Raw genomic sequence first — 25,705 nt, forward strand, 5'->3', positions numbered from 1 at the left:
TTACCGCAAAACATCATCACTCAACTAAAGGGAGCGGATATAATGGCTATTATTCAAGAAACAGTCGGACTTCAGCTATTGATGGAAAATTTACAAGAGGAATTTGGAAAGAAGCAAATTGAGCCATTGATCGAAGCGAGTGAGAAATTTCAGCAGCGTCATCCCGCGAGTTCCGCTGCGGAGTGGACGAATGCGATGGTGCTCGAATCATTGAGCCGTATTGATGAAGCAAATGCGTATTGGACATTCGTTGCTGCACGTATTTATTTATTCGACGTCTATGCGAAACAAAAAACCTTGCGCGGTGCAGATGTTTATGCCGATTTTGCGAAAAATGTAGAACGATTGGTGGAGCAGGGACTTTATACGCCTGTTCTGACGGAGAAATACAGCCGGCAGGAGCTGCAGGAAATCGGCAAATTGATCGACCCTGCGCGCGATTTATTATTCACTTACATCGGTTTGAAAACATTGGTGGACCGTTATGTAACGGTGAATTTCAAAAAGCAGCCGGTCGAGCTTCCGCAAGAACGCTGGCTGATCATAGCGATGACGCTGATGCAGGATGAAACGGAAGATCGCATCCATAAAATCGGCGAAGCATACTGGGCGATGAGTAATCTGTACATGACGGTGGCTACTCCCACATTATCAAACGCAGGGAAAATGCACGGCCAGCTGTCGAGCTGCTTTATCGATACAGTCGATGATTCACTGCAAGGTATCTATAGCAGCAATACGGATATCGCGAATCTGTCGAAATTTGGCGGCGGCATCGGCGTCTATATGGGGAAAGTCCGGTCCCGCGGTGCTTCCATTCGGGGATTTGAAGGCGCGTCCAGCGGGGTGCTTCCGTGGATCAAGCAGCTGAACAACACGGCAGTAAGCGTCGATCAGCTTGGCCAGCGCCAAGGGGCAGTGGCAGTTTATCTGGACGTATGGCATCAGGATATATTCACATTCCTCGATCTGAAGCTTAATAATGGCGATGACCGTTTGCGTGCCCACGATATTTTCACAGGCGTTTGCCTGCCGGATTTATTCATGGAAAAAGTGGAGTCACGTGAAGACTGGCACCTATTTGATCCGCATGAGGTCCGTGTAAAGATGGGCTATTCATTGGAAGATTTCTATGATGAAACAAAAGGGCAGGGAACATTCCGTGAAAAGTACGAAGAGTGTGTCCGCAATGAAGACCTATCCAGAGAAACGGTTCCGGCGATTGAGATTATGAAACGAATCTTGCGCAGCCAGCTTGAAACAGGAACGCCATTCATGTTTTACCGCGATGAAGTAAATCGGATGAATCCGAATAAACATGAAGGGATTATTTATTCTAGTAATTTATGCACAGAAATATTGCAAAATATGTCAGCTAGTACACATGAATCGGTTACGCTGGAAGATGATCTGGTTGTCACGCGCACGAAGCCTGGTGATTTTGTCGTCTGTAATTTGTCATCGATTAATTTAGGAAAAGCAGTTCCAGCGGATGTATTAGAGCGCTTGATTACTATTCAAGTCCGTATGCTCGACAATGTCATCGATCAGAATAAAATTCCGGTGGTCCAGGCGCAGCGTACAAATGCGCGTTACCGCGGAATCGGTCTAGGGACATTTGGCTGGCATCATTTACTCGCATTGAAAAATATCCAATGGGAATCTGATGAGGCTGTGGAATATGCGGACAAGCTTTACGAAAATATTGCATACTTGACGATCAAAGCGTCAATGGAATTATCGAAAGAAAAAGGGGCATATCCATTGTTCGATGGGTCGGACTGGCAGACAGGCGAGTATTTCGAACAACGTGAGTATGATTCCAACAAATGGCGTGAGCTGCGAATGGACGTAGCTATTAACGGTATGCGTAACGGCTACTTAATGGCAGTCGCACCGAACAGTTCCACATCCGTCATCGCTGGCTCAACAGCGTCCATCGACCCGGTGTTTAAGCCGTTCTACCATGAGGAGAAAAAAGATTATAAATTACCGGTTATCGCACCGGATTTGGATCATAACACGTATGATGTATACCGCCGTTCTGCGTATATCGTTGATCAGCGCTGGTCCATCAAACAAAATGCCGCCCGTCAGCAACATATCGACCAGGCGATTTCATTCAACATCTATGTTCCGAACACCATCCGTGCATCTGTCATTCTGGACCTGCACTTGCAGGCGTGGAAATCGGGCATGAAAACGACATACTATATGCGTTCAACCGCAGCTGAGATCGAGGAGTGCGAGTGGTGTCATTCCTGATTGCCTACGCATCCTGGAGCGGCAATACACAGGAAGTGGCAGAGTTAATTACAGAAAATCTGGAAAGTGAAGGCATCGAAGTCGATACACATCGTATCGGCCTCGGTGTGATTCCGGATATTAGCGAATACGACGCGTTCTGCATCGGTTCTTTCACCTGGGAAAAGGGCGCAACACCGGATGAAGTCAAAGATTTCGTGGCAGACATCGGCTATAAGCCCGAGCCTGTCTACGTCTTCGGGACGGGGGACACACAGTTTGGAGGCGACGAGCTATTTTGCAAAGCTGCAGACAAACTTGCAAAATTCTACCACTCTCCCTTTGAACCATTAAAGATTGAACAAAGCCCGCGCGGCGTACAAGAACAAACAGTTATGAACTGGACGAAAGGAGTGCTCGACCATTGGCGACACTTACACGAGTAAAAGTATTGAACCCGGCAAATCCGAATAAAGCGACAGCAATATTCGGCGGGGAAGCAAGCGGCATCTTGAACTGGAATGACCTCGCGCACCCGCATTTCTATACACTGCGTCAGCGCATCCGTTCTCTTTTTTGGACAGCAAATGAAGTAGACATGACGCAGGACGTCAAACAGTTTGCAAGTCTGACTAAAGAAGAGCAATCTGCATTTCTGAAAATCATTGGTTTGCTTGCGACACTGGATGGTCCGCAAACCGTCATCGCAATGAAAATTGCAGACTTTACAACAGATCCTTCCGTCAAGTCGATTATGGCAACGATTGCCGATCAGGAAAGCGAGCATAATCACAGTTATGCATACGTGCTGTCATCGGTCACAAATCTTGACAAGCAGATGGAATCTTTTGAGATGGGCCGTACAGATGAAGTGTTAATGAAGCGTAATGAACGGATTGTAGAAGTTTACAATGAATTTGCAGAGAATCCGACGATTGAAACAGTACTAAAAGCAATGGTCTACACCACGCTGCTTGAAGGACTCTTCTTCTACAGCGGCTTCGCATTCTTCTATAATTTGGCGCGTCATCAGAAAATGGTCGGCACATCTACGATGATCTCCTATATCAATCGTGACGAACTTCAGCACGGCAAAGCAATCAGCGACATCTTCCGCGCAGCACTGGCGGAAAACCCTGAGTACAATACGGATGAATTCACGGAATGGATCTACGACCAATTCCGCCACTCCGTAGAACAAGAAGTCATCTGGAGCCGCTATGTACTTGGTGACATCGATGGTCTAGAAATGGATGAAATGGAAGGCTACGTAAAATACCGCGCCAACAAAATGCTGCGCATGCTCGGCCTGAGCGAAATCTATCCCGAGTTTACAGACAACCCAATGAAGTGGATCCGAGCGTACGTTGACAACTTCGACGACACGAAAACGGACTTCTTCGAGCAGACAAGCCGCCAGTATGTGAAAACCAGTGATTTAAATGGCTTTGATGATTTGTAATACGTAAGAGAAAGCGGAATCCGTAAAGGGTTTCGCTTTTTTGGTGTGTAGGGAGGAGAGGGGGAAGGGCGTATCCGGATTCGCTCATACTACTTTCGCAAGCGCTCATAGTCACCCCGCGTGCGCTCATCCCGCCTTCGCAACCGTTCATAGTCGCCCCGCATGCGCTCATACTACTTTCGCAAGCGCTCATAGTCACCCCGCGTGCGCTCATACTACTTTCGCACGCGCTCATAGTCGCCCCGCGTCCGCTCATATTGCCTTCGCAAGCGCTCACAGTCACCCCGTGTCCGCTCATCCCGCCTTCGCAAGCGCCCCTAGTCACCCCGCGTCCGCTCATACTGCCTTCGCACGCGCTCATAGTCACCCCGCATCCGCTCATCCCGCCTTCGCAACCGCTCATAGTCACCCCGTGTCCGCTCATCCCGCCTTCGCAAGCGCCCCTAGTCACCCCGTGTCCGCTCATCCCGCCTTCGCAACCGGTCATAGTCACCCCGTGTGCGCTCATCCTGCCTTCGCACGCGCTCATAGTCGCCCCGCGTCCGCTCATATTGCCTTCGCAAGCGCTCACAGTCACCCCGTGTGCGCTCATCCCGCCTTCGCAAGCGCCCCTAGTCACCCCGCGTCCGCTCATACTGCCTTCGCACGCGCTCATAGTCACCCCGCGTCCGCTCATCCCGCCCCCGCAAGCGCTCAATCAAAAAAACAACGCAAAAAAAGACAAGCGGACCTAAGTCCGCTCGTCTTCATAGTTATGAAATTATTTTTGTGCTTCAGCAGCTTTGTGCATTGTCTTGTTTTTTGCAAGATTTACGTGCCAAGATAGGGCTTCTTCCAGAATGTGTGGAGTCTGTCCGCCAACTTGTTCACATGCTCTGTTGTAGTAATCGCGCAGCTCTTCCTTGAAATCAGGGTGAGCACAGTTTTCAATCAACAGTTCTGCTTTTTGTCTTGGAGCCAGGCCGCGAAGATCCGCATAACCTTGTTCCGTTACAATTACGTCTACGTCGTGCTCCGTGTGGTCCACGTGAGAAGAGAAAGGTACGATTGATGACACGTCTCCGCCTTTTGCGTAAGACTTCGTAACGAAAATCGCGATGCGCGCGTTACGAGCGAAGTCACCAGATCCGCCAATACCATTCATCATGCGTGTTCCAGCAACATGTGTAGAGTTAACGTTTCCGTAGATGTCCAGTTCAAGCGCCGTGTTGAAGGAAATAACACCCAAACGACGAATTACTTCCGGGTGGTTTGAAACTTCCTGTGGACGGAATACTAGCTTATCGCGGTATTTAGCGATATCGTCCTGGAAGCTGTCCAAACGCTTTTTAGAAAGTGTTAATGAAGTCGCAGAAGCGAATTTCACAACGCCGTCATCGATCAAGTCGAAGATTGCATCCTGAAGAACTTCAGAATATACTTCGATGTCTCTGAATTCAGATGTTCTCATGCCGTCAAGAACAGCGTTTGCTACTGAACCAACACCTGATTGAAGAGGAAGAAGTGACTCGTCCATGCGACCCAATTTGATTTCGTCACGGAAGAATGTCAGCAAGTTGTTTGCAATCTCCTGTGTCTCTTCATCTGGAGGAACGATAGGGGACGGAATATCTCCCTGCTCTGTAAGAACGATACCGCGTACCTTTTCAGGATCCACTTTGATTCCAGGTGTACCGATTTTATCTGTCACGCTGAAAACAGGAATTTCTTTGCGGTCGCCCTGGTATTCAGGAATATAGATATCATGCAAACCTTCAAATTCAACAGGAGCATTCACATTCAATTCGATGATAACATTCTTCGCTTCCTGAACAAAAATAGGGGAGTTACCAACAGAACCAGTCGGAATAATCTGACCATCTTCTGTAATTGCAGCTGCTTCGATAATTGCATAGTCAACAGGGCCGATTACGCCTTGACGAATCCATTCAGCTGTATGAGAAAGATGCTGATCGATATAGAATGACTCACCATTGTTGATTTTACCGCGCATTGTCGGGTTACCCTGATAAGGAACGCGTAAATTAATTACGTCTGCTTCAGCCATCAGCTGGTCAACGTTTGGCCCCATGGAAGCACCGGTGAAAACGTTTACTTTGAAGTCTTCTTTTTTACCTCTTTCAGCCAATGCCAATGGAACCGCTTTCGCGTCCCCGGACAAAGTAAAGCCGCTCAGACCCAATGACATTCCATCCTCGATCCAAGAAGCTGCTTCTTCTGCTGTTACAATTTTGTCTTTTAGTGCTTCACAACGAAGTACTTTATTTAGTTCGTTTGCCACGGTATTATCCACCTTACCTTTCATTTTGTATATAATTCTATCAGTTATCTGAATAAAATCAACATAATATTAAGAGAACTATACTTAATTTCCCACTCTATGAATAATTACACTAAAATCAAATGGCAAGCGGGTAAAATAACAGAGTTGTTGTGAACGCCGGCAGTAAGCGTTTCCCCTTAAATTCAAATATACAAAGGGTGTTCTGTGGGCGAGAATAGGGAAAACCCTTATGGAAAGACCTGTTAAAACACGTATAATTATCAAATATAAAGATAATAAATTGTAATTAGTTGAAACGTCCTGTGATACAAAAATGAAAATAGGGAATTCCCTTAGTTTATATTCAGATTAATCAGTTTGTTTTAGGGTACTGTGAGTAATAGGTTTGTTTCATTTACTGCTACATTCTGAGAAGGAGTGGAAATGTTCGATGAAAAAGAGATTCGGATTGAATTATTTTAAACCTGTCGAGAGTTATTCCGGAAGCTGGTCGGTGCTGGAAGAAAAGAGCCGTGATTGGGAAAATATGTACCGTCAGCGCTGGTCACATGACAAAGTGGTGCGTACTACACACGGCGTAAACTGTACAGGTTCCTGCAGCTGGAAAGTATTCGTCAAGAACGGCATCATCACGTGGGAAAATCAGCAAATAGATTATCCTTCCTGCGGTCCGGATATGCCTGAATTTGAACCCAGAGGCTGCCCCCGCGGAGCTTCATTTTCCTGGTATGAATACAGTCCTTTGCGCGTGAAGTATCCTTATATAAGAGGGAAGCTGTGGCGCATGTGGAACGAAGCTTTGCAGGAAAAGAAAGATCCCGTGGAAGCTTGGACATCCATCGTCGAAGATCCAGAGAAAACTAAAGAATATAAAAGTGCGCGCGGTAAAGGCGGCCACGTTCGGATTCATTGGCGTGATGCAACGATGCTGATCGCGGCGCAGCTCATCTACACGGTACAAAAATACGGTCCGGATCGCGTAGCGGGATTCACGCCGATTCCTGCGATGTCGATGGTCAGTTACGCGTCAGGTGCACGTTTCATTTCATTGCTTGGCGGCGAAATGCTCAGCTTCTACGACTGGTATGCGGACCTTCCGCCTTCCTCTCCGCAAATCTGGGGTGAGCAGACCGATGTTCCGGAATCAAGTGACTGGTTCAATGCCGGTTATATCATTATGTGGGGCTCCAACGTGCCGCTTACCCGGACGCCAGATGCACACTTCATGACAGAAGTCCGCTATAAAGGAACGAAAGTCGTTTCGGTGGCACCGGATTATGCAGAAAGTGTTACACATGCGGATGACTGGATCGCGGCAAACCCCGGAACGGATGCCGCTGTAGCACAGGCGATGACACATGTTATATTGGATGAATTTTATCAGAAACGTAAAGAGCCGACATTTTTAAATTATGCGAAACAATATACGGACATGCCGTTTCTGATTTTATTGGATCCGCATGAAGATTCATATAAAGCGGGACGGTTCCTTCGTGCCAGCGATTTAGGGCAGCAGGATGCACACGCCGAGTGGAAACCTATGCTGTTTGATGAAGCGGCAGGCAAAGTGATTGTTCCGAACGGCACGATGGGACAGCGCTGGGAAGATGACGTTAAATGGAATTTGCAGCTTGAAAATGAAGACGGCACTTTTGTAGAGCCGGCATTGTCCATTGAAAAGCAGGCGGACAGCTGGGAAGAAATTCATTTCCCTTACTTTGATAACCGGGGCAACGGCACATTCAAGCGGCCAATTCCTGTAATGAAATTACAGCTTGCAGACGGCACAGAGCGTCTGGTCGCGACAACATATGATGTCATGCTGAGCCAATACGGCGTCAACCGCATTGACAGTGAATTGGAAGCGACAGGATATGATGATGTAACTTCTATATATACTCCAGCCTGGCAGGAGGCTATCACTAATGTGAAGCCTGAACTAGTTACGCAGATTGCGATGGAGTTTGCGCAGAATGCGATTGATACCGGCGGACGTTCGATGATCATCATGGGAGCGGGCATCAATCACTGGTTCAACAGTGATACGATTTACCGCGCGATATTGAATCTTGTCACGCTGACAGCTTCGCAAGGCGTCAACGGCGGAGGCTGGGCGCATTATGTCGGACAGGAGAAATGCCGTCCGATTGAAGGATGGAGCACCATTGCATTCGCAAAAGACTGGCAAGGGCCGCCGCGTCTGCAAAACGCGACGTCATTCTTCTACTTCGCTACGGATCAGTGGAAATACGAGGAAGCGGGTGCCGATACACTTATGTCGCCGCTCGGAGGAAAAGCCAGATATCAGCATCCTGCTGACTATAACGTACTCGCAGCACGATTGGGCTGGCTGCCGTCTTATCCGCAGTTTAATAAAAATAGCCTGCAGCTTGTCGAAGAAGCCGCAAAACTTGGCAAGACAGAACCGAAGGAAGTGGTCTCGCACGTTGTTGACCAGCTGAAATCGGGAGAACTGCAATTTGCAGCGGAAGATCCGGATGCACCAGAAAACTTCCCGCGTTCCCTGTTCGTCTGGCGCTCGAATTTAATTTCGAGTTCGGCAAAAGGGCAGGAATATTTCATGAAGCATTTGCTAGGGGCGTCAGACGGCCTGCTGGCTACGCCGAATGAAGATATGAAACCAGAAGAAATGGTCTGGCGCGACGAAGTGGAAGGTAAACTGGATTTACTGGTGGCGCTTGATTTCCGTATGACAGCAACGCCGCTCTACGCAGATATCGTTCTGCCGGCTGCTACATGGTATGAGAAAGTGGATCTGTCTTCTACGGACATGCATCCATTCGTCCACCCGTTCAATCCGGCAGTCAATCCGCTGTGGGAATCAAGATCAGACTGGGATATTTACCGCACAATTGCGCAGACGTTCTCAGAATTGGCGAAGATCCATTTGCCGGGCGTCTACAAAGACTTGGTCACGTCGCCGTTAGCACATGACTCCATTCAGGAAATTGCGCAGCCGTTTGGTGAAGTGCATGACTGGAGTAAAGGGGAAATTGAGGCGGTACCGGGCAAAACAATGCCAGGCATGACGATTGTAGAACGGGATTACACTCAAATTTATGACAAATATATTACGCTCGGACCTTTATTGTCCACAGGCAAGACAGGGGCGCACGGCGTCAGCTTCTCTGTAGCGGAAGAATACGAACTGATGAAAGGCATCAACGGCGTCTATGATGACGATACCGTAAAGAGCGGCTTGCCGAAGCTGTATACGGCGAAGCACGCAGCGGAAGCGATGCTGACATTGTCCTCCGCAACGAACGGCCGTGTATCGCAACGTGCATTTGAAGCGGCGGAGCATGATACGGGTGTAGAGCTGAAAGATATTTCAGCAGACCGCGCAGCGGAGCGCTTCACATTCGCCAATATTACCGCGCAGCCGCGTGAAGTGATTCCGACGCCAGTATTCAGCGGTTCCAATAAACTTGGACGGCGCTACTCACCGTTTACAACGAATATTGAGCGTCTGGTGCCTTTCCGGACACTGACCGGCAGACAGCATTTCTACGTCGATCATGAACTGTTCCTTGGATTTGGAGAAGCATTGCCGATCTATAAACCGACCTTGCCGCCATTTGTCTTCGCGGACCGCGATGATGAAGTCAAAGGCGGACAGGATGCCCTCGTCCTGCGCTATCTAACACCGCACGGCAAGTGGAACATCCACTCGACTTACCAGGATAATCAGCACATGCTGACATTGTTCCGCGGCGGCCCGACGGTCTGGCTGTCCAATCTCGATGCAGAAGAGCATGGAATCGAAGACAATGCATGGCTTGAAGTATATAACCGGAACGGCGTCGTCAACGCACGTGCCGTCGTCAGTCACAGAATGCCAAAAGGTACGATGTTCATGTACCACGCACAAGACAAACACATTCAGATGCCGGGCTCGGAAATTACCGAGCAGCGCGGAGGAAGCCATAATGCACCGACGCGTATCCACATGAAGCCGACTCAAATGGTAGGCGGCTATGCACAGCTCAGCTATGGATTCAACTACTACGGGCCGATTGGTAACCAGCGTGATGTCTACGTCGCAGTCCGTAAGATGAAGGAGGTCAACTGGCTTGAAAATTAAAGCACAAGTTGCAATGGTGATGAATTTAGACAAGTGTATCGGGTGTCATACGTGCAGTGTGACGTGTAAAACGACATGGACGAACCGTGAAGGTGCCGAGTACATGTGGTTCAATAACGTAGAAACAAAACCGGGAATCGGCTATCCGAAACGATGGGAAGACCAGGAGCTCTATAAAGGCGGCTGGCAGTTGCGAAAAGGCAAGCTGGAGCTGAAATCAGGCACGAAGCTGTCGAAAATCGCGCTTGGAAAAATCTTCTACAACCCGGATATGCCGGAAATGAAAGATTACTATGAGCCGTGGACATATGATTACGAGAAGCTGACGTCAGCGCCGGATCAGAAACATACGCCGGTAGCTCGCGCAAAGTCTGTTGTGACAGGCGAATATATGGATCCTGAATGGGGTCCGAACTGGGAAGATCAGCTGGCGGGCGCGCATATCACAGGACCGACTGACCCGAATATTGAGAAAATCGAAGAAGAAATCAAATTCAACTTCGAGCAGGCATTCATGATGTATTTGCCAAGACTATGTGAACACTGTCTGAATCCGAGCTGTGTGGCATCTTGTCCTTCAGGTGCCATCTACAAGCGTGACGAAGACGGAATCGTTCTGGTCGACCAGGAAGCATGCCGGGGCTGGCGTTATTGCATGACCGGCTGTCCGTATAAGAAAGTCTACTTTAACTGGAAAACAAATAAAGCAGAGAAATGTACATTCTGTTTCCCGCGTGTGGAATCGGGATTGCCGACAGTATGTTCTGAAACATGTACAGGCCGGATCCGTTATCTGGGTGTTCTGCTCTATGACGCAGACCGCGTGCAGGAAGCGGCTTCCACGCCGGACCCGAAAGATCTTTACCAGGCACAATGCGATTTGTTCCTAGACCCGAATGACCCGGAAGTGATCGCACAGGCGATCAAAGACGGCATTTCGGAAGACTGGATTGACGCAGCGCAGAACTCGCCGGTGTATAAATTGGCGATAGAGTACAAGCTTGCATTCCCGCTGCACCCGGAATACCGTACACTGCCGATGGTATGGTACGTGCCGCCGCTCAGTCCGATCATGAACTACTTTGAAGGTAAAGACTCCATCAAAAATCCGGACATGATTTTCCCGGCTATCGAAGAAATGCGCATTCCGCTTCAGTACTTGGCGAATATGCTGACGGCTGGAGATGTGGATACAGTGAAAGGAGGCCTGCAGCGTATGGCGATGATGCGTTCATACATGCGTGCAGTTTCTTCCGGCAAGGATTTCGATGAAACAAAACTGGAGCGCGTTGGACTGACTGCGCAACAGACAAAACAGATGTACCGCCTGCTTGCGATTGCGAAATACGAGGACCGATTCGTCATTCCGACATCGCATAAAGAAAGTCAGATGAACGTCTACCGTTCCCAAGGTTCCGCGGGGTATGACGGCATGGGCACGTATGGCGAACAAGCGCCGGCTTCCAATCCGTATTCATTCTCTGTGATGGGCTCAGATGGAGGCTGTGACGGCTGCGGCCCAGCGTCGCCAGGAGCGCCGGTGAAAACAGGGAAGGAAATCTACCAGGAGAACTTCTATGGGGGGATCTGGCGTGATTAATCTTGATTTGCTATATGAAAAGAAACAGATCTTCGGCTTTTTCTCCCAACAGCTGAACTATCCGGAGAAGCTGACGTTCCATCCAGATATGTGGAATGAATTCGTGCCAGATAATGCTGCAGCTTATGATGAGCTGCAGCTGTACTGGGAAACGATGCAGACGTACAGTTTAGATGAAATACAGGAGATGTACACGTACACCTTTGATTTCCAAAAAGATGCCACGCTGTTTATGACATACGTAAAATTCGAGGACTCGAAAGAACGCGGTCAGACGCTGGCACAGTTGAAAGTGCTGTACGAAATGTTCGGGCTTGAAATGCCGGACGAAGAACTATCCGACTTGCTTCCATTAATGTGTGAATTTATTTATGCAGCGGAATGGAAGGGAGATCCGAGAGCACAGCATAGCTTTTCTATGCTGCTCGCGGTAATCGAGGACGGTACATACTTTTTAATGAAAGCTTTGGAGAAGTATGAAAGTCCGTGGGTTCATTTAATCCGTGCACTGCGTGAAACATGTAAATCATGTATTCAACGGGAGGTTTCCGCTAATGACTAGTCAATTTTTGTGGGTCATTTTTCCTTATGTCTGTATCGCAATATTCATTGTAGGGCATATTTTCCGTTACCGTAACGATCAGTTCGGCTGGACGGCAAAATCGAGTGAATTCATTGAAAAGAAGCAATTGATGATCGGCAGTCTGCTGTTCCATATCGGAATCTTTCCCGTCATTTTAGGTCATGTGGCAGGGCTGGGAATTCCGAAAGAATGGACGCGGGCAATGGGGATCAGCGACCATATGTACCATATTGGTGCGGTGTGGGGCGGCGGTTTTTTCGGCGTCGTGACACTGGCGGGGATGATTATTCTGACATCCCGCCGTTTTACGAAAGCAAATGTACGGAAATTGTCTTCCCGTTCTGATTTAATCGTCAATTCGTTTTTGCTGTTTATCGTCTTCATTGGTGTCTACAGCTCGCTGATCACGAACACGATGACACCTGGCTTTGATTACCGTGACACGATTTCAGTATGGTTCCGCTCCCTATTAATTTTCAGGCCGGAAGCAGCGTATATGGCATCTGTTCCCATTGCGTTCAAACTTCATGTGTTAGCAGGGTTTCTGATTTTTGCAATGTGGCCATTTACGCGTTTGGTTCACGTTTGGAGTGTGCCGTTGAATTATGTAGGCAGAAGTTATATTCTATATAGAAAACATCAGCCGACCAAGCAGACACCCCGATAAGCGAATGATGAATATTAGGAGATTAGGTCTATGACTGGACAACAGAGTTTTAATTTTCAACTGGCGATCGATGAACTGAAAGACACGTTACACGCGGATTTCATTGGATTAGCGCTTGTGGATTTGAAAAAACACCACTATGAATTGAAATGGCGGTACGTGGCGGGGAATATCAGTTTGCGCTACCGCCGGATTGTACTTCAGTCAGGCAAAGGGGTGGCGGGAATCGTCTTCAAGACGGGCAAGCCGATGGTAAACGAAAACGTAGAGAACTGTGTGAATGCAGGAGATCTGTATAATTACCCAATCATCGTATTCGAGAAGCTCAAAAGTTTTGGTGCGATTCCCCTGTTTCAAGATGATCATGTGCAAGGCGTGATCATGATCGGTTACCGTGAAGTGGACCGGTTGACGCCCGCCATATTTGAGCAGTTTAAGCAAACCGTCGGACCTCAATTCGGATCGTTTCACTTGAAGGAGCGATTAAAAGATGACGTTATTGAACAATGACCAGCTGACGAATCTTTTGCATACATTATACGACCGCACGACGGAGCCTATGTTCTTTTTTGGTGCGGCGGGTGAAATTATTTCAATGAACACAGCAGCACAACAAATTATTGAGCCAGCACTCTATGAAAAGATGCTGCAAGGTGAGAAGGACGCTATTTGTCTGACGTGCCGCGGCTATACGAGTGAAGAAGAGCAAATGACATGTGTGGCGTGTTTCATGGAAAAACCGGAAAAAACGTTATCTTCATTTCAATTGTATCTGGAAACGAAAGATTTTGGCATACAGCCATACAGTGCGACGTACCAGTTTCTTGATGAAGAGCAAAAGATATCCGTGCTGATGCTGCGCAATCTGACGAAGCAAACACAGACATCGGAAATGCTTCACCAAAAACTGAGGATGCAGCAAGTGATTTTGGCGCAAGAAAATGAGCGCAAACGAATATCAAGAGAATTGCATGACAGTGTAGCGCAGGAAATGCTCAGTTCACTTGTAGATTTACGGGTCCTGAAGTATATGGGAATGAACGAAAAAGCGCTGGAGAAATTACGTCAGACAGAAGGTTCCCTGATGCGCCTGCTCGATGAAATCCGCCACCTGTCCGTTGAATTACGGCCGGCAGTGCTGGACGATTTCGGTTTGGAAGCGGCGTTCCGGACGCATATCAAAGGACTTGAGAAAAATTACGGCCTCTACGTTCATTTTGACTCGGAACTGGGAGATCAGCGCTATGACGGTGCAATAGAAACGGTTGCGTACCGTATTGGGCAGGAAGCGATTTTAAACGCCATGAAGTATGCCCATGTAGAAGATGTGTTTTTGACATTGAAAGAGACGGACGGCCATCTGCAAATTCAAATTTCCGATGAAGGCACGGGTTTTGACGTCAACGACTTCACGCCCCAGGGAACGGGTCTCGGTCTTTATGGCATGAAAGAGCGTGTGGAACTGGTGGGGGGAAGTTTGACAATCGTCTCCAGTCAGCAGGGAGGCACGACTGTCCAGGCTGATATTCCACTAAAAAAGGAGAGAGCAACGAGTGAAAATCATAATAGCTGATGATCATGCAGTCGTCCGCACGGGATTCATGCACATTTTGAATTTCCAGGATGATATGGAAGTCGTAGCAACGGCGGCAGACGGATTGGAAGCATATGAGCTGGTTGCCAAACACAGACCGGATATCATTTTACTGGATTTGAGCATGCCTCCCGGACAAAGCGGACTGATTGCGACCGGCAAAATTCATGAAGACTTTCCGGAAACGAAGATTGTTATTTTGACGATGTACGATGATGAAGAGTATATGTTCCATGTATTGAGAAACGGGGCATCCGGTTATATTTTGAAAAACGCGCCCGACGAGGAACTGCTGAATGCGCTTCGGGAAGTGTACGACGGCGGGACGTATGTCCATCCGTCGATGGCAACTTCGCTCGTGCGGGAGTTTGTGAAAAAAGGGCCGAAACAGACTGATGAAGATGATCCGTTCAAGATTTTATCCAAACGGGAAATCGAGATACTGCCATTGGTCGCGAAAGGTTACGGCAACAAGGAAATTGCGGAAATGCTTTACATTTCGGTCAAGACTGTAGAAGCGCATAAAGCGAAGATGATGGATAAGCTGCAGTTAAAGAGCCGTCCGGAACTGGTCGAGTATGCGCTGCGCAAGAAGTTTTTGAATTTCTGATTGAAGAGGTGAAGGTTGATGGTCAATCCGGGTTTTACGTATAGCCTGCCTGCGTTGCGCGTGCTGGAAAATGAACATCGTTTCCTGACGCATGAAATGAGTCAGTGGCATGCGATTGTACTGGACTTTGAGAACGGACGGTATAACCGTGAAGAAGGACTTAAAGCGCTCCAGCAATTGCGCAAGCTGATTGTTGAATTCATCGAGCCGTTGAAAAATCATACGGAAAAGGAAGAAGAATTCCTGTTTCCGATGCTGGCGAAGTATGTGGGCAATGATCAAGGACCAGTTCAGGCGGTGCAGGAAGAACACGACGAAATCGATGCATATATCGGACACTTTCTTCATCACACAAGAGGAGATTTATCGGCATTTACGCTCGAGATGATGCAAGACGTGGTGAAAGACGCAGGAGAAGCGTTTGAAGTGATCATGATTCACTTTGTGAAAGAAGAAAACGTTATTTTCCCGATGGTCATGTCAGTTTTGCGGGCGAAAGAGCAGGATGAATTATTCGATCAACTGTATACATCGATAGTACCAGAATCATAATCAGCAATTAGTAAAGAAATAAGAGTAGTTGGGTTGTTCAGTAACTAACTTCAGATTGGATGGATTCCTATGACACAAAAGATCCAGTTGCCGCTGCAAACGGCAAATCTAGTTGTCGGTTTCATGGTATGGGTGCTTATCTCTTCTTTACTGCCTTTTATCAGTGAAGATATTAGCATACCGCCTGAACGCGTGGCCATCATTACAGCAATCCCTGTAGTACTCGGTTCGATTCTGCGGATTCCGCTTGGCTATTATGCCAATGTGTATGGCGCGCGTGTAATGTTTTTTATCAGTTTCATCGTACTGCTGTTTCCTGTTTACTACATAAGTGAAACATCGACAGTGACAGGTTTATTGATCGGCGGTACGTTACTTGGGGTGGGCGGTGCGATTTTCTCTGTCGGTGTTACGTCATTGCCGAAATATTACCCTAAAGAAAAGCACGGACTCGTCAACGGTATTTACGGAATGGGGAACATCGGGACGGCTATCACGACATTTTCTGCACCGGTGCTGGCAATGAAATTCGGCTGGTCGATGACTGTTAAAATGTATTTAGTGTTACTGCTTGTGTTCATTGCGCTAAACTTCTTCTTCGGTGACCGCAAGGAAGTAAAAGTGAAGGCGCCGATAGTGGATCAGATTAAAGGTGTCTATAAGAATGAGAAACTTTGGTTTTTCTCATTGTTCTATTTCATCACATTTGGTTCATTCGTGGCATTCACCGTTTTCCTGCCGAATTTCCTCGTCAACTATTTTGGCCTGGAGAAGGTCGACGCGGGGCTCCGGACAGCGGGCTTTATCGTCGTCGCGACGCTATTGCGGCCGGTAGGCGGCTGGCTCGGTGACAAATTCCAGCCGTTATTTTTATTAATGGGCTGTTTCGCTGGCTTGACTGCCGCGTCGATTGTCCTGGCATTTTCGCCGGACATCGCGATTTATACAGTCGGCAGTATCATGATCGCTGCAGCTGCAGGTATTGGAAACGGGGTTATCTTTAAATTAGTGCCGCTTTATTTCAGTAAACAAGCGGGTACGGTGAACGGGATTGTTTCGATGATGGGTGGTCTGGGCGGATTTTTCCCTCCTTTATTGCTCGCAACGATTTTCTCGATGACCGGATCCTATTCGATTGGTTTTATGGCGTTTTCACAAGTATCGCTCGTCAGCCTGGTACTGACGGTCTGGCTCTATTATATGGATCGTGCGAGCCTGTCGAAAGAAGTTTTTGACTCTACCGGACAGGGTATTCTTGTAACTGACCGAAACGGGAAGATCGTTTCAGTCAATCCGGCATTCACAAAGCTGACAGGATACAGCGAAGAAGAAGTGCTTGGCAAAAGTCCGAATATCCTCAGCTCCGGCAGGCATGATCGTGCGTACTATGATACGATGTGGAGCGCGATTGAAGAGCAGGGCATGTGGCAAGGTGAGATTTGGAATAAGAAGAAAAGCGGCGAAGAGTATTTGGAGTTCCTTTCCATCAGTGCCGTAACAGACGGGACGGGCGACGTCGTTCGCTACGTTGGTTCATTCAGCGATATCAGTCCCGAATCAAACGAAGGCAATCGGTCGTAACCGGTTGCCTCGCTTCTTGTCGAATGAAAGGAAGTAGATCAAGTGGAAAATCGATACTCAAGGCAGACATTATTTCAGCCGATCGGCACGCCGGGGCAGCGGCAGTTAGCAGATTCGCATGCGGTCATCATCGGCTGCGGCGCGCTCGGTTCGGCAATCTCTGAAACACTTGTGCGTGCAGGGATCGGCAAAGTGACACTCGCTGACCGCGATTATGTAGAAGCATCCAATCTGCAGCGTCAGCAATTATTTATTGAGACAGACGCGATAAACAGCGTGCCAAAAGTGGTGGCGGCAGAGCGCCGGCTGCGTGAAATCCGGGAAGACGTGGAAATCGTCACGGTCCTCGATCACGTGGATGGTCCGCTGCTCGAAGACATCGCATTGGGCGCAGACATTTTGCTTGATGCAACAGATAACTTCGAAACACGTTTGCTGATCAATGATGTTGCTTGGAAACTGAATATTCCCTGGGTCTACGGCGCTGTCGTCAGCAGTTCGGGCAGCGTCTTTCCTTTCATTCCTGGCAGGACGCCTTGTTTCCGCTGTTTATTGCCGGTCATGCCGGCGGTCAATGAAACTTGTGATACAGTTGGGGTGATTGCGCCCGCTGTACAGATTTCGGCTGCACATCAAAGTGCGGAAGCAATGAAATGGCTGACAGGGAACGAGCCGGCCATGCGCACTAAACTTCTGCATTTTGATGTGTGGAATAATACATCCGTCGAAGCAGGAATCAGCCGTTTGAAAAATCCGCAATGTGAGACATGCGGCGAGCATCCGGTATATCCTGCCTTGCATCAGTCATCGGGCACGCAGTATGCAGTGTTGTGCGGACGTGATACCGTGCAAATCATTCCGGACGCCGGACGTGAATTGACTGTGGCGCACGGTGTGAAAGTCGCGGAACAATTGGGATCGAAATACCGGCAGACACCGTTTTTCGTGGAGTTTCATGCAGAAAACTACCGCTGTATTTTATTCGGTAACGGCCGGCTGCTGATCCACGGATTGAAAGATATGCGTGAAGGACGGAAAATCTATCATTCATTATTCGGTTAGGGGGATGGAACATGGAAGAAGCTCATTTGCCGCAAAAAGCGCGCAGGAAGTCTATAGCGGTTGCGGTGCTGACAATCAGTGATACGCGGACGAAGGCAGACGATAAGAGCGGCAAAATTATCCGGGAGAAGCTGCTTGATGCAGGACATGAAGTAAAGGACTATGAGATCTGTGCGGATGAGGGCGGGCATATCGAAGAGCAGCTTTCGAAATGGCTGTCAGATTCATCGGTTGATGCAATGATCTTCACAGGCGGAACAGGAATCGGTGCGCGCGATATTACCGTTGAAACGGTGACGCCACATTTCACGAAGCCGCTTGACGGTTTTGGCGAGTTGTTCCGGTTTTTAAGCTATACCGAAGATGTAGGGTCAAAAGCATTACTCAGCCGTGCCGCTGCAGGCGCAATCGGCTTGCAGGCAGTGTTTTTGCTGCCGGGATCGTCAAAAGCCGTGACGCTTGCGATGGACAAACTGATCGTGCCCGAACTGCCGCATATTGTGCATGAGCTGCGGAAGCATCTGGAGCCGTGATGCGCGGTGACGGGGGCGCGATTCTTCTGAGATATTGTGCGGTCCACAGGCAAAATAGTGCGATTCTCCAACGACATCGCGCAACACCCCGGCTCACAACTACAAGCGCGCGGCATTCAGTCCGTGCGCTGATAATCTCCGTTTTTACCGCCTGACTTATGCTGCAGCATGGTCGGTCCGATGACCATATCTTTGCCGGCTGCTTTGCACATATCATAGATTGTCAGTGCGGCTGCAGAGGCGGCGGTCAGTGCTTCCATTTCGACACCGGTGACACCTTTTGTTTTGACTTCGGCTTGGATGTGCACTTCGTAATGCGAAGATTCCTCGTCAATTTTCCAGTCAAATCGAACGTCGACGCCTGTGAGCGGCAATGGATGGCACATCGGAATGATAGTGGACGTGTTTTTTGCGGCCATAATGGCGGCGACTTGCGCAACTGCAAAGACGTCTCCTTTTTTATTCGTGCCTTGGGTGATTTGTTCGTGAATCGATTGATTGACGATAATCGACGACGTCGCAATTGCGGTGCGGAGAGTTGTTTCTTTTTCGGACACGTCAACCATTTTGGCGCGGCCCTGTTCGTTAAAGTGTGTAAATTTGGACATGTTGATCATCCTTTCGTTTCATTTCATTGTACTCGTTCGTATAGAAAAAGAAAGTAGGAGATATACGTGGTAGAAATTCGTAAACCGATTCAAGTGGCAGAAGCCGTAGAACGTGTTATGAAAAATGTACATAGGCTGGAGACAGAAATCCTGCCGTTAGAAGATACCTATGGGCGGGTGCTGGCGGAGCCGATCGTGGCGAAGCATGATGTGCCGCCTTTTGACCGCTCGCCGTATGATGGTTTTGCGATCCAAGCAGCGGATTCTGCGGGTGCCTCGGGTGACGAACGGAAGGCATTCCGGGTGATTGGAGAAATCGGGGCCGGGCATGTGGCGGATCGTCCCATTGAAAAGGGAGAGTCATTCCGGATTATGACGGGCGCACTGATTCCTGAACAGGCAGATGCGGTCGTTATGCTTGAACAAACCATAGAAAACGATGATGGATTTACATTGCGCAAACCGTTTGAAGCAGGCGAGAATATATCGCGCCGGGGTGAAGATGCGAAACAAGGTGAAACGCTGATTGAAGCAGGAACAGTTATTCATCCGGGGACGATTGCTTTGCTTGCGACGTTCGGTTATGCAGAAGTGCGTGTTGCTAAACGCCCTGTTGCCGGTGTGCTGTCAACAGGCACGGAATTGCTGGATGTCTCAGATGAACTGGAGCCGGGCAAAATCCGGAACTCTAATGGGCCGATGATTCGTGCACAGCTGACGCGGATGGGCATCGGGTATCGATCATACGGCATGATGGAAGATGATTTGGACGCATGCACTGACATGGTAAAGAAAGCGCTTCAGGAGACCGATCTGCTCATTACAACAGGCGGTGTGTCGGTCGGTGATTACGACTATCTGCCGGTGATCTATGAACGTCTCGGTGCGGAAGTGGTATTCAATAAAGTGGCGATGCGTCCGGGCAGTGTGACGACGGTTGCGGTTCTTGGGGACAAATTATTATTTGGTCTGTCGGGTAATCCGTCTGCGTGCTTTACAGGGTTCGAGTTGTTCGCGCGTCCTGCCATTCTTGCGATGATGGGCTGCACCGCTCCTTATATGCCGAAGATTCAGGCCGTGCTTGGCGAAGATTTCAAGAAAGCAAATCCATTTACACGATTCGTTCGAGCAAGCTGGGCGCTGACAGAGCAAGGAATCGTTGCGACGCCTGCCGGTTTTAATAAATCGAGTGCGGTATCTTCGATTGCGCGTGGTAACTGCATCATCGTTCTGCCGGGCGGCACACGCGGCTTTGAAAAGGGAATGCCGGTCGATGTTTTATTGCTTGGGGCTGAACAAGGTGTTGGGCGATGGGAACTGTGAAGACGCTGCATATTGTCGGCTTTAAGAACAGTGGAAAGACTACGCTCGTGTCACATTGGATCAACGTTCTGAAACGCCGCGGATTGGATGTTGCCGTACTGAAGCATCACGGGCATGGCGGAGAACCGGAATTGCCCCCGGCGCACACTGACACGGTGCAGTTTCTTCAGTCAGGAGCTGTCTCGACCCTTGTGGCAGGCGGGGATATGATACAATTGATTCAAAATAAAGAACGTTCATTTGAACAGCTAAAGACACTGGCTTCGTCAGGCAAGCCGGATGTTTTATTAATAGAAGGTTATAAACAGGAAGCCGGGGAGAAAGTCGTGCTGATCCGTAATGAAGAAGAACGCAAGGAGCTGGAGTCACTGCCTGGAATTATCCAAACGGCGGACAGTGCGGATCTTTTTTCGGATATCACGCTGCTTGATAACTGGCTGCAAGAATGGGTGGAGGCGAGACAATGAAACGATTCGAAATTACAGACACGCCGATCAATGTGCAGAAGTACAGTGACCTCGTGCTGCATCCGGCAGCGGGTGCTGTGACGGTATTCACAGGACATGTTCGCGAGTGGACGCACGGCGTTCGGACGCTCTATCTTGCGTACGAAGCCTATGTGCCGATGGCGGAGAAGAAACTTGCTGAAATCGGCGCGGAAATGGAAGCGAAATGGCCGGGGGTCCAGGTGGCCATGGCGCATCGGATTGGCGAACTGAAGATATCGGACATTGCCGTTGTCATCGCAGTATCATCGCCGCACCGCAAAGAAGCGTATGAAGCGAATGAATACGCAATCGAACGCATCAAAGAAGTCGTGCCGATCTGGAAGAAGGAAATCTGGGAAGACGGCGAAGAATGGATCGGTGCACAGAAAAAATATCCAGAGAAAGGAAGCGGGTCGCAATGATTACAGTTCATTACTTTGCAAGGCTTCGGGAGTTGACGGGTAAGGGAGAAGAATTGTTGGATCAGGCTCCTTTGACAGTGGAAGAGTTACTGGACTGGGCGGAAGAGACGTACCCTGGTTTTGGCAAAGAAACGATCCATGTGGCGGTGAATGAAGAATACGCACGCAAAGAAGACATCATTCAGGCAGGAGATGTCTGCGCGTTCATTCCGCCAGTGAGCGGCGGATGAAAGAGACGGCCGGGATTTTACTGGCAGGCGGACAGTCTCGGCGCTTCGGCTCGCCTAAAGCGTTTGCGGTGCATGAAGGAAAATCATACTACCGCTATTCACTCGATGCATTGCATGCTTTTTGCGATGAAACGATCGTCGTGGCGCGTCCTGAATTCGCGGAATTATTTCCTGAAGCCGACCATGTGACGACGGATCTGGAAGCGTTTTCCGGCATGGGGCCTCTTGCGGGGATATTATCTGCCATGGAAACAGTGCCTGCACAGCGTTACGTCGTATTGCCGTGCGATATGCCGTTCATCGAGGCAGGAGTCATCGGGAAATTGCTCGATCTGCATAAAGGAGATGTATCGGCTGTAACTGTAGAAGGAAAACGTCATCCGCTCGTTTCGGTCTGGGAGTGCTACGTGAAACCGACAATACGGCAGGCGCTGCTGGACGGCAACCGCCGTGTCATGCACGTGCAGTCACAGCATGAAGGGCAATGGATTGAAGGGAATTTGCTGACAGATACACCCGGCATTACGTTTAAAAATGTCAATACGCCATGTGAATTGGAAAGGGGATGAAGAAGATGAATGCCATTGTAGATCAGCTTGGACGCCCGATTCGGGATTTGCGTATTTCTGTGACTGACCGCTGTAATTTCCGCTGCACATACTGCATGCCAAAAGAAATATTTGGTGATGATTTTACGTTTTTAGCAAAAAATGAACTGCTGTCATTTGAGGAAATAGAACGCTTGGCAAAGATTTTCGCCGATTTAGGTGTGAAAAAACTGCGTTTGACAGGCGGAGAGCCGCTGATGCGCCGTAATTTGCCTGAGCTGATCCAGAAGCTTCACGACATCGAAGGAATTGAAGACATCGGTCTAACAACAAATGCAGTGCTGCTCGGACAATACGCACAGCCGCTCTACGACGCAGGGCTGCGCCGTCTGAACATCAGTCTGGACGCATTGGACGCAGAACTGTTTGGCCAGATCAACGGCCGTGGCATTTCACCTGAACTCGTTCTCAAAAACATTCAAAAAGCACAAGACATCGGCTTTACGATCAAAGTAAATATGGTCGTGCAAAAAGGAGTCAATGAAAGTGAAATCCTTCCAATGGCCGACTATTTCAAGGAGCGCGGTATTACGCTGCGCTACATCGAATTCATGGATGTCGGAAATGACAATGGCTGGAGCTTTGAAAAAGTGGTCACGAAGAAAGAAATCTACGGCATGCTGGCTGCGAAATATGATATGGAGCCTGCAGAAGAAGACTACTACGGCGAAGTGGCAAAGCGCTATCGCTACAAAGGAACAAATTCAGAGGTTGGTTTCATTACCTCAGTTTCCGAATCTTTCTGCTCAACGTGCACCCGCTCACGGCTGTCGTCTGAAGGGAAGTTATACACTTGCCTTTTCGCTTCCGAAGGTTTTGACGTCCGGGAATTAATTCGCTCGGGAAAAACGAATGAAGAGTTATTCGATGCAATTGCGAACGTCTGGAGAGGCAGAAAAGACCGCTATTCCGATGAACGCACAGAGCAGACGGTGAAAAACCGTAAGAAAATTGATATGAATTATATCGGCGGCTAAAGGAGTGTTGTCTGTGAAACCAACAGTATATATTTGCCGGCAAATGCCGGAGGATGTCGTGGCGCCTCTTCGTGATCAGTACGAAGTGCGCATGTGGGAGTCTGCAAGTGAAGCGGTGCCGCGCGATGTATTGATGAAAGAAGCGGCATCAGCAGACGCACTGTGGACGGTCATTTCTGATCAAATTGATGAAGAAATACTGGACGCCGCCGCGGAATTAAAGCTAATTGTCAATATGGCGGTCGGCTATAATAATATCGACGTCAAAGCAGCGAACGCACGGGGCATAATCGTGACAAATACGCCAGATGTACTTACTGAAACGACAGCAGATCTCGCATTTGCTTTATTGATGGCAACAGCGCGTGATCTGATCGGTGCAGAAAACACACTGCGTGAAGGACGCTGGACGTCATGGGAACCGCTTGGATTTACGGGCACCGATGTTTACGGCGCCACTCTTGGCATTGTCGGCATGGGGCGGATCGGCGAAGCAGTGATGAGACGCGCGAAAGGATTTGACATGGACGTGCTTTATCATAACCGCAGCCGGAAGTCTGAAATGGAAGACATGTACGGCTGCCGCTATGCAGAGCTTTCCGATCTGCTCGCGTCATCGGATTTCGTACTTATTCTTGTGCCGTTCAATGAAGAGACGAAGGGCATGATTGGTGAGAAGGAACTGGCGCAGATGAAAGAGTCGGGAATTCTGATCAATGTGGCGCGCGGCGGGATTGTGGATGAAGACGCATTGTTCGATGCGCTGCGCACAAAGAAGATTCATGCGGCAGGGCTGGACGTTTTTGAAACGGAGCCTGTTCCGCTTGACCATCCGCTGCTGACGCTGCCGAACCTCACCGTGCTGCCGCATATCGGGAGTGCGACTGTAAAGACACGGAAGGCGATGATGAAGCGTAATGTGGAAGCGCTGCAGGCGTTTGCGCGTGGTGAGGAGCCGAATCATCAGGTGCAGGGGTAGGGTAGGCCGCTGCACGACTTTTTGTCGGGCGCTGAAGTTAGCGAGTGTCCGTTCTTCCTGTCTGGCTCATTGCGTAGCCATCCGTCAGCGCTGCAGTGAGTTCTATGCTGTTTAGGCTTTAGTGTTGGGATCGTTGCTCGAATGGATGTCGGGCATTGAAGTTAGTGAGTGTCCGCTGTTAGGACCCGCGCCGGCACGTGGGGGATTGCCTTTCGTCATGAGCCAGCTGGCGAAGAGCGCGCCAGTTGTCTCATGACTTCGGCCGACCCCGCAGTTGTGCCTGCGCTGCTGAGTGGGAGCAATCCAGGTTGTTGTTTAAAAGAGAAGAAGTTCAGTGACTCGTTGCCGACTGGCGTGTGCTTTGGCAAAAGACGTGTCATATTTTGCTTCCCCTAACTGAACGGAGGCGCCTTACAAGCGGTCGGCGAAGTGATGAGACAGCCAGGCGTATTTCCTGTCTGGCTCATTGCGTAGCCATCCGCCAGCGCCGCAGTGGGTTCTATGCTGTTTAGGCTCTAGTGTTGGGATCGTTGCTCGACTAGTTGTCGGGGATTGGAGTTAGCGGGTGTCCACTGTTAGGACCCGCGCCGGCACGTGGGGGATTGCCTTTCGTCATGAGCCAGCTGGCGAAGAGCGTGCCAGTTGTCTCATGACTTCGGCCGACCCCGCAGTTGTGCCTGCGCTACTGAGTGGAGGCAAACCGAGTACTCTTTCAAAAGAGAAGAAGTGCAGTGACTACTAGACGACTAGCGTATGCTTTGGCAAATGACGTGTCATGTTTTGCTTCCCCCTAACTAAACGAAGGCGCCTTACAAGCGGTCGGCGAAGTGATGAGACAGCCAGGCGCACTTCCTGTCTGGCTCATTGCGTAGCCATCCGCCAGCGCCGCAGTGAGTTCAATGCCGTTTTGCTTCTCTAATAACAATGACGGCAACTGGTGTATTCCATTTTCGATGCAAAAGCAGAAAATCATCTGCACAGCACTTGCCCGTCACTTTTCAAAAATCAGTAGCCAAAGTGATTTCCGCTTACTAAACGGAGGCGCCTCCCAAGCGGTCGGCGAAGTGATGAGACAGCCAGGCGCACTTCCTGTCTGGCTCATTGCGGAAGCCATCCGCCAGCGCCGCAGTGAGTTCAATGCCGTTCTCCTTACTTCCTAACAATGATGGCAACTAGTGTCATCCTGTTAAGAT

Annotated in this window: 26 protein-coding genes; 22 read left to right on the forward strand and 4 right to left on the reverse strand. The window is 49.1% G+C overall.

Annotation, left to right across the window (positions count from 1 at the left end):
* Positions 1–81: 81 nt before the first annotated feature.
* Genes SporoP33_RS10955 through SporoP33_RS10965 form a run of 3 tightly spaced genes read left to right on the forward strand, consistent with a single transcriptional unit; the run spans position 82 to position 3,706 of the window.
* Positions 82–2,265, forward strand: coding sequence for a ribonucleoside-diphosphate reductase subunit alpha (locus SporoP33_RS10955; RefSeq protein ID WP_369821979.1), 2,184 nt, complete (start codon positions 82–84; stop codon positions 2,263–2,265).
* On the forward strand, positions 2,253–2,690 hold the full coding sequence (locus tag SporoP33_RS10960; RefSeq protein ID WP_081243737.1) for a flavodoxin: 438 nt from the start codon (positions 2,253–2,255) through the stop codon (positions 2,688–2,690). The genes SporoP33_RS10955 and SporoP33_RS10960 overlap by 13 nt, the downstream gene beginning before the upstream one ends.
* Positions 2,669–3,706 (forward strand): ribonucleotide-diphosphate reductase subunit beta, encoded by a 1,038-nt coding sequence (locus SporoP33_RS10965; protein ID WP_081243738.1) that lies wholly within the window; start codon positions 2,669–2,671, stop codon positions 3,704–3,706. Before SporoP33_RS10960 ends, SporoP33_RS10965 begins: the two co-directional genes overlap by 22 nt.
* Positions 3,707–4,466: 760 nt before the next feature.
* Here SporoP33_RS10965 and SporoP33_RS10970 read toward each other — a convergent pair.
* Complete coding sequence (locus SporoP33_RS10970; RefSeq protein WP_369821928.1) at positions 4,467–6,011, reverse strand: succinyl-CoA:acetate CoA-transferase ScpC; 1,545 nt, start codon at positions 6,009–6,011, stop codon at positions 4,467–4,469.
* A gap of 409 nt (positions 6,012–6,420) precedes the next feature.
* Between SporoP33_RS10970 and SporoP33_RS10975 the strand changes: the two genes are divergently transcribed.
* The 11 genes from SporoP33_RS10975 to SporoP33_RS11025 all read left to right on the forward strand — a co-directional run bounded on the left by SporoP33_RS10975 (position 6,421) and on the right by SporoP33_RS11025 (position 18,877).
* Positions 6,421–10,095: a nitrate reductase subunit alpha gene (locus SporoP33_RS10975; RefSeq protein ID WP_081243740.1), complete on the forward strand. Its 3,675-nt coding sequence runs from the start codon at positions 6,421–6,423 to the stop codon at positions 10,093–10,095.
* Complete coding sequence (narH, locus tag SporoP33_RS10980) at positions 10,085–11,695, forward strand: nitrate reductase subunit beta (protein ID WP_081243741.1); 1,611 nt, start codon at positions 10,085–10,087, stop codon at positions 11,693–11,695. The genes SporoP33_RS10975 and narH overlap by 11 nt, the downstream gene beginning before the upstream one ends.
* Positions 11,688–12,257, forward strand: a complete 570-nt coding sequence (narJ, locus tag SporoP33_RS10985) for a nitrate reductase molybdenum cofactor assembly chaperone (protein ID WP_081244840.1) — start codon at positions 11,688–11,690, stop codon at positions 12,255–12,257. The genes narH and narJ overlap by 8 nt, the downstream gene beginning before the upstream one ends.
* On the forward strand, positions 12,250–12,945 hold the full coding sequence (narI, locus tag SporoP33_RS10990) for a respiratory nitrate reductase subunit gamma (RefSeq protein WP_081243742.1): 696 nt from the start codon (positions 12,250–12,252) through the stop codon (positions 12,943–12,945). Before narJ ends, narI begins: the two co-directional genes overlap by 8 nt.
* A 30-nt stretch (positions 12,946–12,975) precedes the next feature.
* Positions 12,976–13,455, forward strand: a complete 480-nt coding sequence (locus SporoP33_RS10995) for a GAF domain-containing protein (RefSeq protein ID WP_081243743.1) — start codon at positions 12,976–12,978, stop codon at positions 13,453–13,455.
* Positions 13,436–14,518, forward strand: a complete 1,083-nt coding sequence (locus tag SporoP33_RS11000; RefSeq protein ID WP_081243744.1) for a sensor histidine kinase — start codon at positions 13,436–13,438, stop codon at positions 14,516–14,518. The genes SporoP33_RS10995 and SporoP33_RS11000 overlap by 20 nt, the downstream gene beginning before the upstream one ends.
* The gene (locus SporoP33_RS11005) at positions 14,499–15,149 is read left to right on the forward strand and encodes a response regulator (protein WP_081243745.1); all 651 of its coding nucleotides are present in this window, start codon (positions 14,499–14,501) and stop codon (positions 15,147–15,149) included. The genes SporoP33_RS11000 and SporoP33_RS11005 overlap by 20 nt, the downstream gene beginning before the upstream one ends.
* 18 nt (positions 15,150–15,167) lie before the next feature.
* Entirely contained in the window at positions 15,168–15,701 is a 534-nt protein-coding gene (locus SporoP33_RS11010) for a hemerythrin domain-containing protein (protein ID WP_081243746.1), read from the forward strand.
* A gap of 69 nt (positions 15,702–15,770) precedes the next feature.
* Entirely contained in the window at positions 15,771–17,282 is a 1,512-nt protein-coding gene (locus SporoP33_RS11015) for an MFS transporter (RefSeq protein WP_081243747.1), read from the forward strand.
* Positions 17,283–17,324: 42 nt separating this feature from the next.
* Positions 17,325–18,344 (forward strand): ThiF family adenylyltransferase, encoded by a 1,020-nt coding sequence (locus tag SporoP33_RS11020; protein WP_081243748.1) that lies wholly within the window; start codon positions 17,325–17,327, stop codon positions 18,342–18,344.
* Positions 18,345–18,355: 11 nt separating this feature from the next.
* Positions 18,356–18,877 (forward strand): MogA/MoaB family molybdenum cofactor biosynthesis protein, encoded by a 522-nt coding sequence (locus tag SporoP33_RS11025; protein WP_081243749.1) that lies wholly within the window; start codon positions 18,356–18,358, stop codon positions 18,875–18,877.
* A 116-nt stretch (positions 18,878–18,993) separates the two neighbouring features.
* Here the strand turns inward: SporoP33_RS11025 and moaC are convergent, their stop codons facing one another.
* Positions 18,994–19,485 carry a cyclic pyranopterin monophosphate synthase MoaC gene (gene moaC, locus SporoP33_RS11030; protein ID WP_081243750.1) on the reverse strand — a complete coding sequence of 164 codons (492 nt, stop codon included), beginning with the start codon at positions 19,483–19,485 and terminating at the stop codon, positions 18,994–18,996.
* 66 nt (positions 19,486–19,551) lie between these two features.
* On the opposite strand from moaC, the gene glp reads away from it, so the two are divergent.
* Genes glp through SporoP33_RS11065 form a run of 7 tightly spaced genes read left to right on the forward strand, consistent with a single transcriptional unit; the run spans position 19,552 to position 24,512 of the window.
* Positions 19,552–20,808: a molybdopterin molybdotransferase MoeA gene (glp, locus tag SporoP33_RS11035; protein ID WP_081243751.1), complete on the forward strand. Its 1,257-nt coding sequence runs from the start codon at positions 19,552–19,554 to the stop codon at positions 20,806–20,808.
* Positions 20,796–21,275, forward strand: coding sequence for a molybdopterin-guanine dinucleotide biosynthesis protein B (gene mobB, locus SporoP33_RS11040; RefSeq protein WP_081243752.1), 480 nt, complete (start codon positions 20,796–20,798; stop codon positions 21,273–21,275). The genes glp and mobB overlap by 13 nt, the downstream gene beginning before the upstream one ends.
* A complete protein-coding gene (locus SporoP33_RS11045; RefSeq protein ID WP_081243753.1) occupies positions 21,272–21,718 on the forward strand; it encodes a molybdenum cofactor biosynthesis protein MoaE in 447 nt (148 codons plus the stop codon). Before mobB ends, SporoP33_RS11045 begins: the two co-directional genes overlap by 4 nt.
* Positions 21,715–21,948, forward strand: a complete 234-nt coding sequence (moaD, locus tag SporoP33_RS11050; protein WP_081243754.1) for a molybdopterin converting factor subunit 1 — start codon at positions 21,715–21,717, stop codon at positions 21,946–21,948. The genes SporoP33_RS11045 and moaD overlap by 4 nt, the downstream gene beginning before the upstream one ends.
* The gene (locus SporoP33_RS11055) at positions 21,945–22,517 is read left to right on the forward strand and encodes a molybdenum cofactor guanylyltransferase (protein ID WP_081243755.1); all 573 of its coding nucleotides are present in this window, start codon (positions 21,945–21,947) and stop codon (positions 22,515–22,517) included. The genes moaD and SporoP33_RS11055 overlap by 4 nt, the downstream gene beginning before the upstream one ends.
* The gene (moaA, locus tag SporoP33_RS11060; RefSeq protein ID WP_081243756.1) at positions 22,514–23,533 is read left to right on the forward strand and encodes a GTP 3',8-cyclase MoaA; all 1,020 of its coding nucleotides are present in this window, start codon (positions 22,514–22,516) and stop codon (positions 23,531–23,533) included. Before SporoP33_RS11055 ends, moaA begins: the two co-directional genes overlap by 4 nt.
* A 13-nt stretch (positions 23,534–23,546) precedes the next feature.
* Positions 23,547–24,512 carry a 2-hydroxyacid dehydrogenase gene (locus SporoP33_RS11065; protein WP_081243757.1) on the forward strand — a complete coding sequence of 322 codons (966 nt, stop codon included), beginning with the start codon at positions 23,547–23,549 and terminating at the stop codon, positions 24,510–24,512.
* Positions 24,513–24,727: 215 nt separating this feature from the next.
* On the opposite strand, the gene SporoP33_RS16030 is transcribed toward SporoP33_RS11065, so the two are convergent.
* The gene (locus SporoP33_RS16030; protein ID WP_155961340.1) at positions 24,728–24,892 is read right to left on the reverse strand and encodes a hypothetical protein; all 165 of its coding nucleotides are present in this window, start codon (positions 24,890–24,892) and stop codon (positions 24,728–24,730) included.
* Between the two features lie 410 nt (positions 24,893–25,302).
* Positions 25,303–25,446 (reverse strand): hypothetical protein, encoded by a 144-nt coding sequence (locus tag SporoP33_RS16035; protein WP_155961341.1) that lies wholly within the window; start codon positions 25,444–25,446, stop codon positions 25,303–25,305.
* Between the two features lie 19 nt (positions 25,447–25,465).
* Between SporoP33_RS16035 and SporoP33_RS11070 the strand changes: the two genes are divergently transcribed.
* Positions 25,466–25,672, forward strand: coding sequence for a hypothetical protein (locus SporoP33_RS11070; protein ID WP_081243758.1), 207 nt, complete (start codon positions 25,466–25,468; stop codon positions 25,670–25,672).
* Positions 25,673–25,705 lie beyond the last annotated feature (33 nt).

The sequence above is a fragment of the Sporosarcina sp. P33 genome (assembly GCF_002077155.1).
Classification (GTDB): domain Bacteria; phylum Bacillota; class Bacilli; order Bacillales_A; family Planococcaceae; genus Sporosarcina.

Excerpts from the sequence above, each read along its gene's own strand:
- moaA (WP_081243756.1), top strand. The coding sequence starts at position 22,514 with ATGAAGAAGATGAATGCCATTGTAGATCAGCTTGGACGCCCGATTCGG.
- SporoP33_RS11055 (WP_081243755.1), top strand. The coding sequence starts at position 21,945 with ATGAAAGAGACGGCCGGGATTTTACTGGCAGGCGGACAGTCTCGGCGC.
- SporoP33_RS10970 (WP_369821928.1), bottom strand. The coding sequence starts at position 6,011 with ATGAAAGGTAAGGTGGATAATACCGTGGCAAACGAACTAAATAAAGTA.
- narI (WP_081243742.1), top strand. The coding sequence starts at position 12,250 with ATGACTAGTCAATTTTTGTGGGTCATTTTTCCTTATGTCTGTATCGCA.
- moaC (WP_081243750.1), bottom strand. The coding sequence starts at position 19,485 with ATGTCCAAATTTACACACTTTAACGAACAGGGCCGCGCCAAAATGGTT.
- SporoP33_RS11070 (WP_081243758.1), top strand. The coding sequence starts at position 25,466 with ATGCAAAAGCAGAAAATCATCTGCACAGCACTTGCCCGTCACTTTTCA.
- SporoP33_RS11045 (WP_081243753.1), top strand. The coding sequence starts at position 21,272 with ATGAAACGATTCGAAATTACAGACACGCCGATCAATGTGCAGAAGTAC.
- SporoP33_RS11000 (WP_081243744.1), top strand. The coding sequence starts at position 13,436 with ATGACGTTATTGAACAATGACCAGCTGACGAATCTTTTGCATACATTA.
- SporoP33_RS10955 (WP_369821979.1), top strand. The coding sequence starts at position 82 with ATGGAAAATTTACAAGAGGAATTTGGAAAGAAGCAAATTGAGCCATTG.
- mobB (WP_081243752.1), top strand. The coding sequence starts at position 20,796 with ATGGGAACTGTGAAGACGCTGCATATTGTCGGCTTTAAGAACAGTGGA.
- SporoP33_RS10975 (WP_081243740.1), top strand. The coding sequence starts at position 6,421 with ATGAAAAAGAGATTCGGATTGAATTATTTTAAACCTGTCGAGAGTTAT.
- moaD (WP_081243754.1), top strand. The coding sequence starts at position 21,715 with ATGATTACAGTTCATTACTTTGCAAGGCTTCGGGAGTTGACGGGTAAG.
- SporoP33_RS16030 (WP_155961340.1), bottom strand. The coding sequence starts at position 24,892 with ATGACACGTCTTTTGCCAAAGCACACGCCAGTCGGCAACGAGTCACTG.
- SporoP33_RS11010 (WP_081243746.1), top strand. The coding sequence starts at position 15,168 with ATGGTCAATCCGGGTTTTACGTATAGCCTGCCTGCGTTGCGCGTGCTG.
- SporoP33_RS11015 (WP_081243747.1), top strand. The coding sequence starts at position 15,771 with ATGACACAAAAGATCCAGTTGCCGCTGCAAACGGCAAATCTAGTTGTC.
- SporoP33_RS10995 (WP_081243743.1), top strand. The coding sequence starts at position 12,976 with ATGACTGGACAACAGAGTTTTAATTTTCAACTGGCGATCGATGAACTG.
- SporoP33_RS11025 (WP_081243749.1), top strand. The coding sequence starts at position 18,356 with ATGGAAGAAGCTCATTTGCCGCAAAAAGCGCGCAGGAAGTCTATAGCG.